At 72.0% G+C, this 15,644-nt stretch carries 12 protein-coding genes; 7 read left to right on the forward strand and 5 right to left on the reverse strand.

From position 1 onward, the window contains the following. Window positions 1–72 precede the first annotated feature (72 nt). Window positions 73–504, reverse strand: a complete 432-nt coding sequence (gene mraZ / locus CLT68_RS30055; RefSeq protein WP_088949385.1) for a division/cell wall cluster transcriptional repressor MraZ — start codon at window positions 502–504, stop codon at window positions 73–75. Window positions 505–859: 355 nt separating this feature from the next. Between mraZ and CLT68_RS30060 the strand changes: the two genes are divergently transcribed. The 4 genes from CLT68_RS30060 to CLT68_RS30075 are packed head-to-tail and all read left to right on the forward strand — an operon-like array spanning window position 860 to window position 4,368. Then, the gene (locus tag CLT68_RS30060; RefSeq protein WP_088949386.1) at window positions 860–2,107 is read left to right on the forward strand and encodes a MurT ligase domain-containing protein; all 1,248 of its coding nucleotides are present in this window, start codon (window positions 860–862) and stop codon (window positions 2,105–2,107) included. After that, window positions 2,097–2,816: a type 1 glutamine amidotransferase gene (locus CLT68_RS30065; RefSeq protein ID WP_088949387.1), complete on the forward strand. Its 720-nt coding sequence runs from the start codon at window positions 2,097–2,099 to the stop codon at window positions 2,814–2,816. Before CLT68_RS30060 ends, CLT68_RS30065 begins: the two co-directional genes overlap by 11 nt. Further along, window positions 2,813–3,496: a TVP38/TMEM64 family protein gene (locus CLT68_RS30070; RefSeq protein WP_088949388.1), complete on the forward strand. Its 684-nt coding sequence runs from the start codon at window positions 2,813–2,815 to the stop codon at window positions 3,494–3,496. The genes CLT68_RS30065 and CLT68_RS30070 overlap by 4 nt, the downstream gene beginning before the upstream one ends. A gap of 2 nt (window positions 3,497–3,498) precedes the next feature. Further along, the gene (locus CLT68_RS30075; protein ID WP_143743293.1) at window positions 3,499–4,368 is read left to right on the forward strand and encodes an aminoglycoside phosphotransferase family protein; all 870 of its coding nucleotides are present in this window, start codon (window positions 3,499–3,501) and stop codon (window positions 4,366–4,368) included. 12 nt (window positions 4,369–4,380) lie between these two features. Here CLT68_RS30075 and leuS read toward each other — a convergent pair whose 3' ends face one another. Together leuS and CLT68_RS30085 are read right to left on the reverse strand one after the other, a co-directional pair. Then, window positions 4,381–7,221, reverse strand: coding sequence for a leucine--tRNA ligase (leuS, locus tag CLT68_RS30080; protein WP_099856034.1), 2,841 nt, complete (start codon window positions 7,219–7,221; stop codon window positions 4,381–4,383). 218 nt (window positions 7,222–7,439) lie between these two features. Next, complete coding sequence (locus CLT68_RS30085; RefSeq protein WP_099856036.1) at window positions 7,440–8,231, reverse strand: cysteine hydrolase family protein; 792 nt, start codon at window positions 8,229–8,231, stop codon at window positions 7,440–7,442. Between the two features lie 276 nt (window positions 8,232–8,507). Here CLT68_RS30085 and CLT68_RS30090 point away from each other — a divergent pair, with 276 nt between their 5' ends. Genes CLT68_RS30090 through CLT68_RS30100 form a run of 3 tightly spaced genes read left to right on the forward strand, consistent with a single transcriptional unit; the run spans window position 8,508 to window position 13,357 of the window. After that, entirely contained in the window at window positions 8,508–9,566 is a 1,059-nt protein-coding gene (locus CLT68_RS30090; protein WP_099856038.1) for an AAA family ATPase, read from the forward strand. Window position 9,567: 1 nt separating this feature from the next. Continuing rightward, window positions 9,568–10,866: a DUF58 domain-containing protein gene (locus CLT68_RS30095; RefSeq protein WP_088949392.1), complete on the forward strand. Its 1,299-nt coding sequence runs from the start codon at window positions 9,568–9,570 to the stop codon at window positions 10,864–10,866. 16 nt (window positions 10,867–10,882) lie between these two features. Then, on the forward strand, window positions 10,883–13,357 hold the full coding sequence (locus CLT68_RS30100) for a transglutaminase TgpA family protein (protein ID WP_099856040.1): 2,475 nt from the start codon (window positions 10,883–10,885) through the stop codon (window positions 13,355–13,357). Between the two features lie 476 nt (window positions 13,358–13,833). Here the strand turns inward: CLT68_RS30100 and CLT68_RS30105 are convergent, their stop codons facing one another. Next, window positions 13,834–14,232, reverse strand: a complete 399-nt coding sequence (locus CLT68_RS30105; RefSeq protein ID WP_088949394.1) for a DUF3040 domain-containing protein — start codon at window positions 14,230–14,232, stop codon at window positions 13,834–13,836. Window positions 14,233–14,348: 116 nt separating this feature from the next. Next, a complete protein-coding gene (locus CLT68_RS30110; RefSeq protein ID WP_099856042.1) occupies window positions 14,349–15,611 on the reverse strand; it encodes a DNA polymerase IV in 1,263 nt (420 codons plus the stop codon). Window positions 15,612–15,644 lie beyond the last annotated feature (33 nt).

The following is a 15,644-nucleotide window of genomic DNA, read 5'->3' on the forward strand; positions in this document are numbered from 1 at the left end:
GGCACCGGGGAAGGGGTGCCAGGAACTCGAAAGCGGCTGGAGATCTCGCAGTACGTCGGGCGCCGTTCCGCCCTACAGACCGCCTGGCAGCACCCCCTCCTCGATGTCGGCGAAGTCGTCTTCGCTCTCGGCGAGGTAGGTCTCCCAGGCGACCTTGTCCCAGATCTCCACCCGCGTGCTCGCGCCGATGACCACCAACTCGCGGTCGAGCGCGGCATACTCCCGCAGATGGGCTGGAATGGTCACCCGACCCTGCTTGTCGGGAACCTCGTCGTGCGCGCTCGCGAAGAAGACCCGGCTGTAGGCCCGGGCCGCCTTGTGCGTCATCGGCTGCGCGCGCAACTGCTCCGCGATCCGCTGGAACTCAGGAGTCGGGAAGACGTAGAGGCAACGATCCTGCCCTTTGGTGACCACGACACCCCCCGCCAGCTCATCCCGGAACTTGGCCGGAAGGATCAACCGGCCCTTTTCGTCCAGGCGCGGAGTGTGGGTGCCGAGGAACATCGGCCCAACCCCCTCGCCCTTGAGCGGCGTTCGCGGCGCCGCTGACCCCCCGGGCCGGTGAGCCCTCCCGGCCTCACCATTGGTCCCCACTCTACTCCACTTCCCTCCACCCGCAACCAGATTCGCCCGCGTGGCGCGCCCGATCCCCGCCTAAAACAGCACGTCACAAGGGGTGGAGCGGAGTGGAGGGCCGGGACCGCCCTCCGGCGTGGTCCGCTTTCCGACATAGATCGACTCCGTCCGGCGGAGGTCCACCCGGCCGCCCGCGCAGCCACCACGGCCGAACGGTTCACCGTCGGCGGCGATCTGGCGGGGCGGGCGGTCCGGTAACCTCGCTCGCGTGACCGACGCGAAAATGCCCCTACGGGCCAAGGTGGCCAGCTCCGTGTCACGGACCGCCGCAGCGCTCTCCCGGGCGGCCGGCCGCGGCGACGGTTCGGTGATCGGCGGTTGGATCGGCCTGAAGATCGACCCGGACCTGCTGGCCCACCTGTCGGCCGGGCGGGCGATCGCGCTCGTCTCCGGCACCAACGGCAAGACCACCACCACCCGGCTGACCTCCGCCGCGGTCGGCGTGCTCGGCCGGGTCGCCACCAACTCGTTCGGCGCCAACATGCCCAGTGGGCACACCTCGGCGCTGGCCAAGGCCGGCAGCACCCCGTACGCGGTGCTGGAGGTGGACGAGCACTACCTCGCCCAGGTGCTGGAGGCGACCGAGCCGCACGTGGTCGCGCTGCTCAACCTCTCCCGCGACCAGCTCGACCGCGCCAAGGAGGTCGCCATGATGGCGCAGCTCTGGCGCGCGGCCCTGGTCCGGCACACCAACGTGCGGGTGGTGGCCAACGCCGACGACCCGCTGGTGGTGTGGGCCGCCACCCCGCCGGGCGACCCCGCCCGAGGCATCAACCCGCCGCACGTGACCTGGTTCAGTGCCGGCCAGCGCTGGCACGACGACTCCTGGGTCTGCCCGGAGTGCGGCTCCACCATCCAGCGCTCCGGTGACCAGTGGTGGTGCACCGGCTGCCCGCTGCGCCGACCGGAGCCGAACTGGGTCGTCGAGGACGAGGGGGTGCTCGACCCCACCGGGGCCTGGCACAAGGTCTCGCTCCAGCTGCCCGGCAAGGTCAATCTCGGCAACGCCGCGACCGCGCTGGCCGTGGCCGCCGAGTTCGGCGTCCGTCCGGTCGACGCGGTGTCCCGCCTCGGCATCGTCACCTCGGTGGCCGGCCGTTACGCGCAGGTCGACAAGGACGGGCGCAACATCCGGCTGCTGCTGGCCAAGAACCCGGCCAGCTGGCTGGAGGCCTTCGACATGGCCGACGACGCCCCGACCCTGCTCTCCATCAACGCGCGCGACCCCGACGGTCTGGACACCTCCTGGCTCTACGACGTCGACTTCGCCCCGCTCCGTGGCCGGCAGGTGTTGATCACCGGCGACCGGGCATACGACCTGGCAGTCCGTCTGGACGTCAACGACGTGCCGTTCCAGCACGTCCGCACGTTCGACGACGCGATCCGGTCGGTCCCGCCCGGGCGGCTGGAGGTCATCGCGAACTACACCGCGTTCCAGGACATCCGAGCGGAGTTGGACCGTGTCATCTGAGAGCCTGCGCATCGTCTGGATCTACCCCGACCTGCTGTCCACCTACGGCGACCGGGGCAACGCCCTGATCCTCGCCCGCCGGGCCCGCCAACGCGGCATGCCCGTCGAGGTGTTGGAGGTCCGCTCCGACCAGCAGCTGCCCGCGACCGCCGACATCTACCTGGTCGGCGGTGGCGAGGACGGCCCACAGGCGCTGGGCGCGCAGCGCCTGCTCGCCGACGGCGGTCTGCACCGGGCGGTCGCCCAGGGTTCGGTGGTGTTCGGTGTCTGCGCCGGCTACCAACTGCTCGGCACCTCATTCTTCGCCAAGGGTGTGCAGTGCCGCGGCCTGGAGCTGCTCGACCTCCAGTCCGACCGGGGCCCGAGCCGGGCCGTGGGTGAGCTGGCCGGTGAGATCGACCCGCGGCTGGGCCTGCCACCGCTGACCGGTTTCGAGAACCACGGCGGCCGCACCCACCTCGGCCCGGAGGTCTCCCCGCTGGCCCGGGTCACCGCCGGGGTGGGCAACGACGGCGCCACCGAGGGCGCGTGGCGCGGCAAGCTGCTGGGCACCTATTCGCACGGCCCGGCGCTGGCCCGCAACCCCGCCCTGGCCGATCTGCTGCTGCGCTGGGCCACCGGGGCACACCAGCTTCCTCCGCTGGACGACACCTGGCCCGACCGGCTCCGCAACGAGCGCCGCTCCGCGGTGGCCGCCGCCCGGCAATGATCCGAGCCGTCCGTCGGCTGCTCCGGCAACCGTCGGCCGCCCGGTTCGCCCTGCTCGTGCTGCTGATCGGCGGGTGCGGGCTGCTGCTGCTCCTGGTGCCCCGTCCGGATCCGGAGCAGTTGCCGCTGCTGGCCGACCGGCTCGGCGACCTCGCCCCGGTGGCGGCGATCCTCGGCGGCGCTCTGCTGCTGGTCGCGCTGGTCCCCCGTACCTTCATCACGCTCGCCGCGGGCGCGATCTTCGGCCCCCTGGAGGGCGCCGCGTACGCCCTGGGCGCCGCGTTGGTGGCCGCGGCGATCGGGTTCACTGTCGGCCGGCTGCTCGGCCGGGAGTTCGTGGCCGAACGGGTCCGTGGTCGCCTGGCCCGCCTCGATGGCTGGTTCGCCCGGCAGAGCGTGTTCGGTGTGGTCACCGTGCGGCTGCTGCCCATCGCCGGCTTCGGGCTGGTCAGCTACGGCTACGGCACGACCGGCGCGCGCGTGCTGCCGTTCCTGGCCGGCAGTGTGATCGCCTCCGCGCCGACCGCCGTCGGCTACGCGGCGATCGGCTCCGCGGTCAGCTCCCCCGGCCACATCAACTGGTATGCCGCCGCGCCGGCCAGCCTCGGCCTGATCGCCAGCGTGGTGCTCATCCACCAGTGGTGGCGTGCCGAGCGCCGACGCCGTCGCATGCCGGTCTGACCGTGGCCGAGCCGACCGCCGGCCCGGCCGGGGAGCCACTGTCCGGTGGGTTCGTCGCCGACGTGGTCCGGATCGGGGACACGGTACGACGTACCCCGCCCGCCAACCTGGACTTCGTCGGCGCGCTGCTGCGCCACCTGGCCGGGGTGGGCGCGGACCTCGCGCCGCGCCACCTGGGCGTCGACGCCCACGGTCGGCAGATGCTCAGCTTCGTCGCGGGTCGGGTGCCGTGGCGGGACCGGGAGGATCCGGCGTTCTTCGCCGACGCGGCGCTGGTGCGGCTGGCCGAGCTGATCCGGCGGCTGCACGACGCGTGTGCGGGCACCGGGCTGGCGGGCGACGCCGAGACGGTGTGCCACCGCGACCTGTCGCCGAAGAACACTGTGTACCGGGACTCCCCCGCCGGGCCACTGCCGGTGGCCTTCCTCGACTGGGACCTAACCGGCCCGGGCCGGCGGATCGAGGACGTCGCGTTCGCCGGCTGGCACTGGGCTGCGTTGGGTGAGGGCGCCGACCCGGTCGAGCTGGGTCGGCGCTGCCGGCTCCTCTGCGACGCCTACGACGCGGCGTCGACCGCGACCGCACCGGCCACGCTGGCGCGGGCCGAGCTGGTGGGCGTGATGCTCGACCAGATCGAGAGCACCTGGCGGGGCATCGAGGCCGGCGCCGACCGCGACGAGCCGGGCATGCGCCGGCTGCGCGACCAGGGCGCGGTCGAAGGAATACGAAGCTGGCAGGACTGGCTGAGCTCCCACAGCGGAATCGTGGCGGCCGCGCTGGAGCGCCCGGGTCGATCATGGAGTTGTGCTGGGGGATCAAACCCCTGTCAAGGGGCGAACCAGGCACCACAACTCCATGATCGACGCCGGTGAGGGCCTGCGGCGTCAGGCGACGACGGAGACCATCCGGCCCTTCACCACGATGACCTTGCGGGGTTCCTTACCGGCCAGCGCTGCGGCCACCGCCTCCAGGGCAGCCGCGCGGACGGCCTCCTCGGCGGTGTCGGCGGGGACCTCGATGCGGCCACGGACCTTGCCGTTGACCTGCACCGGATAGGTCACCGTGTCCGCCACCAGCAGCGCCGGGTCGGCGGTCGGGAAGTCCGCGTACGTCAGTGAGGTGTCGTGGCCCAGCTTGCGCCACAGCTCCTCCGCCAGGTGCGGGGCGAACGGCGCCACCATCAGCACCAGCGGCTCGGCCACCTCGCGGGGCGTCGCCGACAGCCCGGTCAGCCCGTTGGTCAACTGGATCAGCTTGGCGATCGCGGTGTTGAACCGGATGCCGTCCATGTCGCCACGGACCCCGTCGATCACCGTGTGCAGCAACCGGCGGGTCGCCCCGTCGGCCGGGTCCTCGGTGACCCGCAGCGCTCCGGTCTGCTCGTCGACGACGGCCCGCCAGACCCGCTGCAGGAACCGGTACGAGCCGACCACCGCCCTGGTCTCCCAGGGGCGGGACACCTCCAGCGGGCCCATCGACATCTCGTACACCCGGAAGGTGTCCGCGCCGTACGCGGCGCACATGTCGTCGGGGGTCACCACGTTCTTCAGCGACTTGCCCATCTTGCCGTACTCGCGGTTGACCGTCAGGTCACCCAGGTAGTAGGCGCCGTCACGCTCCATGACCTCCTCGGCCTGCACGTAACTGCCGCGCGAGTCGGTGTACGCGTACGCCTGGATCATGCCCTGGTTGAACAGCTTGCGGAACGGCTCGAACGACGACACGTGACCCAGGTCGTACAGCACCTTGTGCCAGAACCGCGCGTACAGCAGGTGCAGCACGGCGTGCTCGGCGCCGCCGACGTACAGGTCGGTGCCCCCGCAGTCGCCATCGCCTCGCGGGCCCATCCAGTACTGCTCGTTCTCCGCGTCGACGAACCGGTCGCTGTTGGTCGGGTCCAGGTAGCGCAGCTCGTACCAGCAGGAGCCGGCCCACTGCGGCATCACGTTGGTCTCCCGGGTGTAGCGCTGCGGCCCGTCACCCAGATCCAGCTCCACCTCGACCCAGTCGCGCCGCCGCGACAGCGGGGTCTCCGGGTTGCTGTTGGCGTCGTCGGGGGCGAACGTCTTCGGCGAGAAGTCGTCCACCTCCGGCAGCTCGACAGGCAGCATCTCCTCCGGCAGGGCGATGGCCGCGCCGGTGGAGTCGTAGACGATCGGGAACGGCTCGCCCCAGTAACGCTGGCGGGAGAACAGCCAGTCGCGCAGCCGGTAGGTGACCGCGCCGGTGCCGTGCCCGTTCGCCTCCAGCCAGGAGATGATGGCCGCCTTGGCGTCGGCGACCCCCAGGCCGTTCAGGTCCAGGCCGCGCTCGGGCGCGGCGCTGTTGATCGCCGGGCCGTCCCCGGTGTACGCCTTGCCGTCGAAGCCCTCCGCCGGCTGCACGGTGCGCACGATGGGCAGCTCGAAGACCTCGGCGAACGCCCAGTCCCGCTCGTCCTGAGCCGGCACCGCCATGATCGCGCCGGTGCCGTAGCCCGCCAGCACGTAGTCGGCGATGAAGATCGGAATCTGCCCGCCGGTGACCGGGTTGGTGGCGTACGCGCCGATGAAGACGCCGGTCTTCTCCTTGGTGTCGGACTGCCGCTCGACGTCGGTCTTGGCCGCCGCCGTCTTGCGGTACGCCTCGACGGCCACCCGGGGGCTGGCGTGCCCGCCGGTCCAGGCGTCCCTCGTCCCGTCCGGCCAGGCGGCCGGCACCAGCGCGTCGACCAGCTCGTGCTCGGGCGCCAGCACCATGTAGGTGGCGCCGAAGACGGTGTCCGGTCGGGTGGTGAACACCCGCACCGGCGCCTCCCCGGTGGGGAAGTCGATGTGCGCACCGGTGGAACGGCCGATCCAGTTGCGCTGCATCAGCTTGATCGGCTCGGGCCAGTCCAGGGTGTCCAGGTCGTCGATCAGGCGGTCGCCGTACGCGGTGATCCGCATCATCCACTGCTTCAGGTTGCGCTTGAAGACCGGGAAGTTGCCCCGCTCCGAGCGGCCGTCGGCGGTGACCTCCTCGTTGGCCAGCACGGTGCCCAGCCCCGGGCACCAGTTCACCGGGGCCTGCGAAACGTACGCCAGGCGGTGGTCGTCGACGACCTGGCGGCGCTCGGCGACGCTCAGCTCGGCCCACGCCCGGCCGTCCGGGGTGGACCGGTTGCCACCCTCGAACTCCGCGATCAGCTCCGCGATCGGGCGGGCCCGGCCGGCGTCACGGTCGTACCAGGAGTTGAAGATCTGCAGGAAGATCCACTGGGTCCAGCGGTAGAAGTCGGTGTCGATGGTGGCCACCGAGCGGCGCTCGTCGTGCGCCAGCCCCAGCCGGCGCAGCTGCGCCTTGTACCGCTCGATGTTCGCGACCGTCGTGGTGCGGGGGTGGGTGCCGGTCTGCACCGCGTACTGCTCGGCGGGCAGGCCGAACGCGTCGAAGCCCATCGCGTGCAGCACGTTGCGGCCGGCCATCCGCTGGTAGCGGGCGTAGCAGTCGGTGCCGATGTAGCCCAGCGGGTGGCCGACGTGCAGGCCGGCGCCGGACGGGTACGGGAACATGTCCAGCACGTACAGCTTCTCCGCGCCGGCGCGGGGGTGGGTCGGGTCGGCCAGCGGGCCGGTCGGGTTCGGTGCGTGGAAGGTGCCCTCGCGCGCCCAGATGTCCTGCCAACGAATCTCGATCTCGTCGGCCAGGGCCGCGGTGTACCGGAACGGGGGAATGTCGCCCGCCGGTGCGGCTGCCTCACTCATCGTCTCTCCTCGCTTCGCTTCGCTTCGTCTCGGCACCACCGGGCCGGGCCGGCGGCGGGCACAAAAAAGCCCCTCGCACAGGAGGGGCCGCCGTGCTGTCGCTGCGTTCAGCGCATCAGCACGGCCCGGTAAGAAGCAGGAAGACTCCGGCCATGTCCGGCAGTGTACCCCGCTGCGCGGCGTGACGACGTGCCGCCGCCGGGCAGGGCGCGCGGCGGTCACCCGGCCGCGGCGAACCGTGCGGTGTCGGAGGTGAAGCCCCAGCACTGCTGGGAGTTGAAAACCACGGCGTCCTTGCAGTACGCGGGGCTGGAGGTGGCGGTCGCGTCGGTCAGCAGCACTGCTGCGTAGTCCCGGAAGTATGCGTCCTCGACAGTGGTGCTGACGCACTGGTCGGTGTTGACCCCGCCGAACAGGAGGGTGCGAATGCCCTGGGCGCGCAGCACCTGGTCGAGGTGGGTGGCATGGAACCCGTTCATCCGGTACTTCTCCACCTGCACGTCCTCGGGACGCACCAGCTCCCGCAACTCGTCGACCAGCGTCGCGCCCCACGATCCCTCGGTCAGCACCCGACCATGGTCCAACTGCTCCCCGAGGCCGGCCTGGTCGAGACGGTGCTTGAACGACCAGAGTGTGGGAGCGCCGAGGTTACGCAGGTCAGGACGGTTGTACCAGTACACCCAGATCACCGGTACGCCGAGCTGGCGGGCGGCCTGCACCGCCCGTACCGCGCCGGGGATCGCCGCCCGGCAGGCCGTGTGGTCCAGCCCGGAGCGGTCGGTCCAGCCACCCGGAGAGCAGAAGTCGTTCTGCAGGTCGAGCAGGACCAGGGCGGTCGCGTCCAGGTCCACCACGACAGGCAGCAACTCGGCCTCGATGCGGGCTCGCCGCCCTCCGGCGCCGGTCGCCACGTCGACGTGGTCGGCGTGCAGCCGCCACTGCGCCACGCCACCACCGAGACGTACGCCTCCGTCGTCGGCCTGCCCGTAGATGTCGCGCTCCCGCCACACGCTGCTCTCCCCCGGTTACGTCGCCGCCGCCGACCGGTGGGCCACGCGGGCGGGGCACCGGATACCCGGGCTCGGACCGGTCACGCATCTCCCGAACGGCGAATATTCCGGTGCGTAACCGACGGACTACCTGCGGGGGTCGGCGATAACGACAAACATGGTTAGCCTGAGAGACCAGTGAGATTCCTGCGGCAGACGAGGCTCGACGTCGCGAACCCAACGGCGGGTCCAGGTGCTCTATACAGAGCTGCCGTCATGGCGACGAGGAGGAGGCCCGTGACACAACAGACCTGGGACGAGGTGGGCGGCCTACTGCCGCACGACGAGTTCCGCGCCGCCAGCGAGGCCATCGTGGCCAACATCGAGCAGGTCATCGAGGGTAAGACCGCCACCGTGCGGCTCGCCCTGGCCGTCCTGCTCGCTGAGGGTCACCTCCTGATCGAAGACGTGCCGGGTGTCGGCAAGACCAAGCTGGCCAAGGCCCTGGCGCGGTCCATCGACTGCACGGTGCGACGGATCCAGTTCACCCCCGACCTGCTGCCCAGCGACGTCACCGGCGTCAGCGTCTACAACCAGGAGACCCACGACTTCGAGTTCCGTCCCGGTGCCGTGTTCGCCAACCTGGTGGTCGGCGACGAGATCAACCGGGCCTCGCCGAAGACCCAGTCGGCGTTGCTGGAGTGCATGGAGGAACGGCAGGTCACCGTCGACGGTGTCACCTACCAGCTCCAGACCCCCTTCATGGTCATCGCCACCCAGAACCCGATCGAGATGGAGGGGACCTACCCGCTGCCCGAGGCGCAGCGCGACAGGTTCACCGCCCGTATCGCGATGGGTTACCCGGACTCCAACGCCGAGCTGGCCATGCTCGACGGGCACGGGGCCACCGACCCGCTGAACGAGCTGCGCTCGGTCTCCGACGCGGCCATCGTCCGACAGCTCATCGCCACCGTCCGACAGGTGCACGTCGCGGACGCGGTCAAGCAGTACGCGATCGACCTGGTCACCGCCACCCGCGAGGCACCCGACCTGCGGCTCGGCGCCTCCCCCCGGGCGACCCTGCAACTGCTGCGCACCGCCCGGGCGGTCGCCGCCCTGGAGGGTCGCGACTACGTGCTCCCCGACGACCTGCAGGCCCTGGCGGTGCCGGTGCTCGCGCACCGGATCATCCCGACGGCCGACGCGCAGCTCGCCCGACGCACCACCGACGCGATCGTCTCCGAGCTGGTGCACCGCCTGCCGTTGCCACACGACAGGCAGCGCAACCCGTACGACACCCGCCCCGGCACCGGCAACGGCAACGGCCGCGCGCCCTACGAGCCGCGGAGGCCATGACGTGCGTGCCGGGCTACGCGGGCTGACCACCCGCGGGCGCTCCTTCCTCGCCGCCGCCATCGCGGCGGCGATCTCGGCCGCCATCCTGGGCGAGAAGGACCTGCTCCGGGTGGCTGTGCTGTTGGCCATCCTGCCGTTGCTGGCCGCGGCCTACGTCGGGCGCAGCCGCTACAAGCTGGCCTGCAACCGTTCACTGGACCCGCACCGGGTTCCGGTCGGCGCCAACTCCCGGGTGGTGCTGCGCCTGCAGAACCTCTCCCGGCTGCCGACCGGCACCCTGCTCCTGGAGGACCGGCTGCCCTACGCGCTGGGCAGCCGACCCCGGGTGGTGTTGGAGCGGCTCGGCGCGCACCAGGCCACCTCCGTGGCGTACACCGTCCGTGCCGACGTTCGGGGTCGCTACGACGTGGGCCCGCTGGTGGTCCGGATGACCGACCCGTTCGGTCTCTGCGAGCTCACCAGGTCCTTCCCCAGCACCGACCACCTGACGGTCATCCCGCAGGTCACCGCCCTGCCGTCGGTCCGACTCCCCGGGGAGTACGCGGGCAGCGGCGACAGCCGGGCCCGCTCGGTGGCGGTGCACGGCGAGGACGACGCGGCGACCCGGGAATACCGGCGTGGCGACGACCTGCGCCGGGTGCACTGGAAGTCCACAGCACGCACCGGCGAGCTGATGGTGCGTCGCGAGGAGCAGCCGTGGGAGAGCCGGGCCACTGTCGTCCTGGACACCCGCGCGTACGGCCACCGCGGCGAGGGGCCGACGGCCAGTTTCGAGTGGTCCGTCTCCGCCGCCGCGAGCATCGCCGTCCACCTGCGCCAGGCCGGCTACAAGTTGCGCCTGGTCACCGGCTCGGGGGCGGATGTCGACGCCTCGGAGGCCGGCGGCGACGGGGCGCTGCTCGATCACCTCGCGGAGGTCCGACTGGATCAGCGCGCGGAGCTGACCGACCTCGTGCAACGGGTCCGCCAACGCGCCGACGGTGGTCTGATCATCGGGCTGTTCGGCACGGTGAGCGTGGCCGAGGCCGAGCTGCTGGCCGGCCTGCGGGGCAACGGCGCCACCTGCGTCGGCTTCCTGCTGAACAGCTCCACCTGGCTCAGCCTGCCGGAGAAGGCCCGTGCCGAGGCGGAACGCGCGCACGCCGCCGCCGTCCTCGCCATGCTGCAGAGCGGTTGGCGGGTGGTCGGTGTCGACCACGGCGGCCGACTGCCCGCGCTGTGGCCGCAGGCCGGCCGGGGCTCCCAGGGCTTCGCGCTTCGCGCCGCACTGGCCGAGACGGTGGCCGGCGGCGTGCGATGAACGGAAGGTTCCCCTCATGATCGCCAGTCGGAACATCGGCCTGGTGGCGGCCACGGCCACCCTGCTGGCCGCCGCGCCGCTGTCGGCCATCTTCCAGAGCTGGACGTGGCTCATCCAGTCCGTCATCGCGGTCGCCGTGGTGGCCGGGGTGGCCGCGTTGACCCGCCTCGCCCGGGCCCCCCTGTGGGGTCAGGTGCTGGGCATGCTGGCCGGCCTGCTCCTTGCCCTGACCTGGTTGTTCCCCAGCGGCGCGGAGCTGCTCGCCGTCCTGCCCACGCCGGGCACGCTCGCGCACTTCAACGATCTGCTCGCCGGTTCCATGCAGGACATGCGCTCGTACGGCGTCGAGGTCCCCGACACCGACCCGCTGCTGTTCATCACCGTGCTCGGCGTCGGTGGGGTCGCCGTCCTGGTCGACGTACTGGCCGTCGGGCTGCGCCGACCCGCGCTGGCGGGGCTGCCGATGCTCGCCATCTACTCGGTGCCGGTCGCCGTCTACGTGGACAGCGTCCCCGCGGTGCCGTTCGTGGTGGGCGCCGCCGGTTACCTCTGGCTGCTGGTCACCGACAACGTGGACCGCGTACGCCGCTTCGGGCGCCGCTTCACCGGTGACGGCCGTGACGTCGACGTGTGGGAGGCCTCGCCGCTGGCGTCCGCCGGCCGCCGGCTCGCGGCGGTCGGGGTGGCTCTGGCGGTGATGCTGCCGCTGGCGGTGCCCGGCATGACCGGCGGGCTGCTCGACTCCCTCAGCCGGAGTTCAGGCAACGGCACCGGCAACGGCCCCGGCTCGGGCGGCACATCGGGTCGGATCGACCTGTTCGCCTCGCTCGCCGGCCAGCTCAACCAGTCCCAGGTGGCCGATCTGGTCAAGGTCACCACGTCCGAACAGAGCCCGTTCTACCTGCGCTACGCGGTCGCCGACGAGCTGCGCCCGGGTGGTTTCCAGGCGCGCAGCCCGAGCGGTCGGCCAGCCAACCGGGACCTGCCGGACCCGGCCGATAAGGCCGGTCGGGGCGTGCAGCAGACCACCTACCGGGCGACCGTCGAGGTCACCAAGAGCCTGAGCATGTCGCTGATGCCGGTGTACGCCGAGCCGGTGCGCACCGAGGACCTCAACAGCAACTGGCTCTACGACCCCAACCAGCAGGTCGTCTTCTCCAACCGGGAAAACTCCCGGGGCCGCAAGTACTCCTTCGACTACGTCCGCTCGACGTACACTCCGGCGGCGCTGCGGGCCGCGCAGCCGCTCCCGGCCGACCACCCGGTCCGCCGGCAGCTGACCGCCACCCCCGAGCGGGTGCCGGAGGTGGACGAGCTGGTCAAGGGGCTGGTCCAGGGCAAGCGCACCGACTACGACCGGGTGCTGGCCATCTACCAGCACTTCTCGGCGGACAACGGGTTCAGCTACCGGTTGAGCACCGAGAGCGGCAGCAGCGGGCAGGACATCGTCAACTTCCTGACCAACAAGGTCGGCTACTGCCAGCAGTACGCCGCCGGGATGGCCTGGCTGGTCCGCGCGGCCGGGATCCCAGCCCGTGTGGCCTTCGGCTTCACCAATGGCAGCAAGCGCGACGGTGACACCTTCACGCTGACCAACCTCAACCTGCACGCCTGGACCGAGGTCTTCTTCGACGGCCTCGGTTGGGTGCCCTTCGACGCCACCCCGGCGTCCGGGGTGCCCGGTTCCACCCGGTCGGCCTGGGCACCGGACACCGACGCACCGGATCCGACCACCCCGGGCACGGGTGTCACGGACGCCCCGACGGGCCCCGAGGCCTCAGCTGGGCCGGCCGGCCCGGACAACGCCGACCGGGACACCGACGAGGGGCTTGCCCTCGGCGGAACGACGCCCGACGAACAGCCGCCGACCTGGCCCTGGTGGGCGGCCGGCGTGCTTGCCCTGCTGCTGCTCCTGGCGGTGCCTGCTCTGCGCCGGGTCGCGCTGCGGCGTCGACGCGGTGGCCGGGCGGCGAGCGCCACGGTGGCCGCCACCACCGTCGCCGACGGCACCGAGGCGGGGACGCGCCTGGTGACGGTCGCGGCGGACGCCAACCGCGCCCGCGCGGACGCGCACGCCGCCTGGGCGGAGCTGCTCGACACCCTGGTGGACTTCCGGGTTCCGGTCGACCTCACCGAGACGCCGAGGGCGACCGCGGACCGGCTCATCCGGGACACCCTCAGCGACGACACCGCCGCTGTGGAGTCGGCGCGGCTGCTCGGCAAGGCGGAGGAACGGGCCCGCTACGCGCGGGATCCGCTGACCGGTGAGCGGTTACTGCCGGCGCTGCGCACGGTCCGCGGGGCGCTCGCCGCACGGGCGGACCGACGGACCCGCATCCTCGCCGCCGTGTTGCCGCCGTCGGTGCTGCTGCGGTGGAGGACCGGCATGGCGGACACGTCCGGGCGAATGGCGGCGCTGACCGGGCGGACCCGGTACCGGCTGCTGCGCTGGAACCCACGACGGCTGATGGCCGACCGGGCGGCGCGCTGAACAACGCAGGTCCAGGTGTGGGGCGGCGGTCGGTGGACCGTCGCCCCACGCTGCGTCAGGCGCCACCGCCCAGCGGCCCCGCGCGGGTCACCCCGCGCCGCCACCCGCGTCGGTCCCCCGTCGCCCGTCGACCCGTGGGCCAGCGAGCCCAGCGAGCCATGATCAAGTGATCACGGAATGCGGAGCAGGATCATGGGGAAAGGGGGCCGCAAGGCTGCCGTGGGCTGGGTCAGCGTTTCCGGGAGAGCCGGCGCTCGCGCCCGGGGAGACACGAGAGAGACCGGCGGAAAGGGGTCCCGCCAGAAGGAAGACCGCGGAAGGACGACCACCGGCAAGGGAGCCGCCGGATAGAAGGCGGCATGCAGAGGGCGCGCGGATGCCACTGAGGTCGCCGGCGCGGAAATGCCCGGCGACCGACTCGTCGCGACGTACGGCCGTCTCAGCGGCGTACGTCCCGCCTCAGGGGCGGGACTGGCCTACCGGTGTCCCTCCGGGCGCTGCCGCCACCTGTCCTCCATACGGTCCAGGAGTGACGACTTGCGACCGGATCGGCCACCGCGGGGGCGACGACGACTCGTCGTGCCGCCCACCACGTGCAGGTCAGGTGATTGTGCCCGCCGGTGCGACTGGTACGCGAACGCGGCCGACGCCAGCATGACGACGAAGCCCGCCACCGCCAGCGGTGGAGTCTTGATCACCGCGCCATAGACCAGTAGAGCCAAGCCAGCGATGATGACGCCGGCGGCGACGAGCAGGCGACGCCGCGCATGGAAGCGCGGATCGCTGGCGCGCACGGCCGAGGCGAATTTGGGGTCCTCGGCAAGCGACTGCTCGATCTGCTCGAACAGCCGCTGCTCGTGCTCCGAGAGCGGCACGGCACTCCTCCCCGGTCACGTTGGTCGGGCCCATTCGGGCCGACAGACCGTGGCAGCCATCCGGCTGCTTACCCGCAAGTCTACGAGGGGGCTCGCGCGTCGGAAAGCGGGACGACCTACGGGTGGGGTGGATTTTCGTTTCGACGGCTGTCACGGTCGCCCATCAGACTGGCCGGACCTATGACGGACCGCCCGAAACGGGCAGCAGCGGCGTCCACGGCAGCTTCCGCTTCCCGCCAACCATGCTCGGGCGCGCCGAGGGTGAGCTGCCGGGGAGCGCCCTGCGCCGGGGCGAGCCCTTCGACCCGGACACCGACGAGTCGGATCCGCTCGCCCGGGTCCAAAACGGTGTAGAGCGCCCAAACCGTGTCGAACATCTCGCGGGCGGTGTCGGTGGGCACGTCGAGGGTGCGAGAGCGGCTCACGGTGCGGAAGTCGGCCAGCCGGACCTTGAGGGCGACGGTGCGCCCAACCTGCCCGGAGCCTCGCAGCCGGACGCCGACCTTCGCGCTGAGCGCGAGCAGCGCACGGCGGATCTCCAGTGGGTCGGCCACGTCGACGTCGAAGGTCACCTCGGCGCCGATCGACTTGTCGACGTGCTCCGGGCTGACCCCGCGCGGGTCCCGTCCCCAGGCCAGCTCGTGCAGGTGTGCCGCCGAGGCGGCGCCGACCGCCCGACGGATCATGCCCACCGGCGCCTCGGCGAGATCGCCGACGGTGGTCAGGCCGAGCCGGCGCAGCGACTCGGCGGCGCGCTCCCCCACCCCCCACAGCGCGTCCACCGGCAACGGGTGCAGGAAGTCGAGCACCTGCCCCGGGGGCACCACCAGCAACCCGTCCGGCTTGGCCCGGGTGGAACCCAGCTTGGCCACGAACTTGCTCGGCGCCACCCCGACCGAGCAGGTCAGCGCCTGCTCGTCGGCGACCCGACGGCGGATCAGCCGGGCGATGGTGGCCGGGGAGCCGAAGAGCCGGCGGGCGCCGGTCACGTCGAGGAACGCCTCGTCGAGGGACAGCGGCTCGACCAGCGGGGTGACGTCGCGGAAGATCTGCATGACCGCCCGGGAGGCCTCGGTGTAGGCGGTGAAGTCAGGTGGCAGGTAGACGGCGTGCGGGCACCGGGCTCGGGCCTGACTGGTCGGCATCGCGCTGCGCACGCCGTACCGGCGGGCCTCGTAGCTGGCCGAGCTGACCACCCCGCGTGGCCCGACGCCGCCGACGACCACCGGCCGGCCGCGCAGCTCGGGTCGGCGGCGCACCTCGACGGCGGCGAAGAACGCATCCATGTCGACGTGCAGGATCGGGCTGCCGGAGTCGTCGGCATCCGGCCCGAAGCGCGGATCGTCGTCGCCCCGGGGCAACGACTGGCTGCGGCCCATCCCGGCAGGTTAACCCGAAGGTACGACACCACC

It is taken from the genome of Micromonospora sp. CNZ299 (genome assembly GCF_002754415.1).

Bases quoted from the DNA above. Each gene is read 5' to 3' on its own strand.
- CLT68_RS30070 (WP_088949388.1), top strand. From the start codon at position 2,813: ATGATCCGAGCCGTCCGTCGGCTGCTCCGGCAACCGTCGGCCGCCCGG.
- mraZ (WP_088949385.1), bottom strand. From the start codon at position 504: ATGTTCCTCGGCACCCACACTCCGCGCCTGGACGAAAAGGGCCGGTTG.
- CLT68_RS30060 (WP_088949386.1), top strand. From the start codon at position 860: ATGCCCCTACGGGCCAAGGTGGCCAGCTCCGTGTCACGGACCGCCGCA.
- CLT68_RS30100 (WP_099856040.1), top strand. From the start codon at position 10,883: ATGATCGCCAGTCGGAACATCGGCCTGGTGGCGGCCACGGCCACCCTG.
- CLT68_RS30110 (WP_099856042.1), bottom strand. From the start codon at position 15,611: ATGGGCCGCAGCCAGTCGTTGCCCCGGGGCGACGACGATCCGCGCTTC.
- leuS (WP_099856034.1), bottom strand. From the start codon at position 7,221: ATGAGTGAGGCAGCCGCACCGGCGGGCGACATTCCCCCGTTCCGGTAC.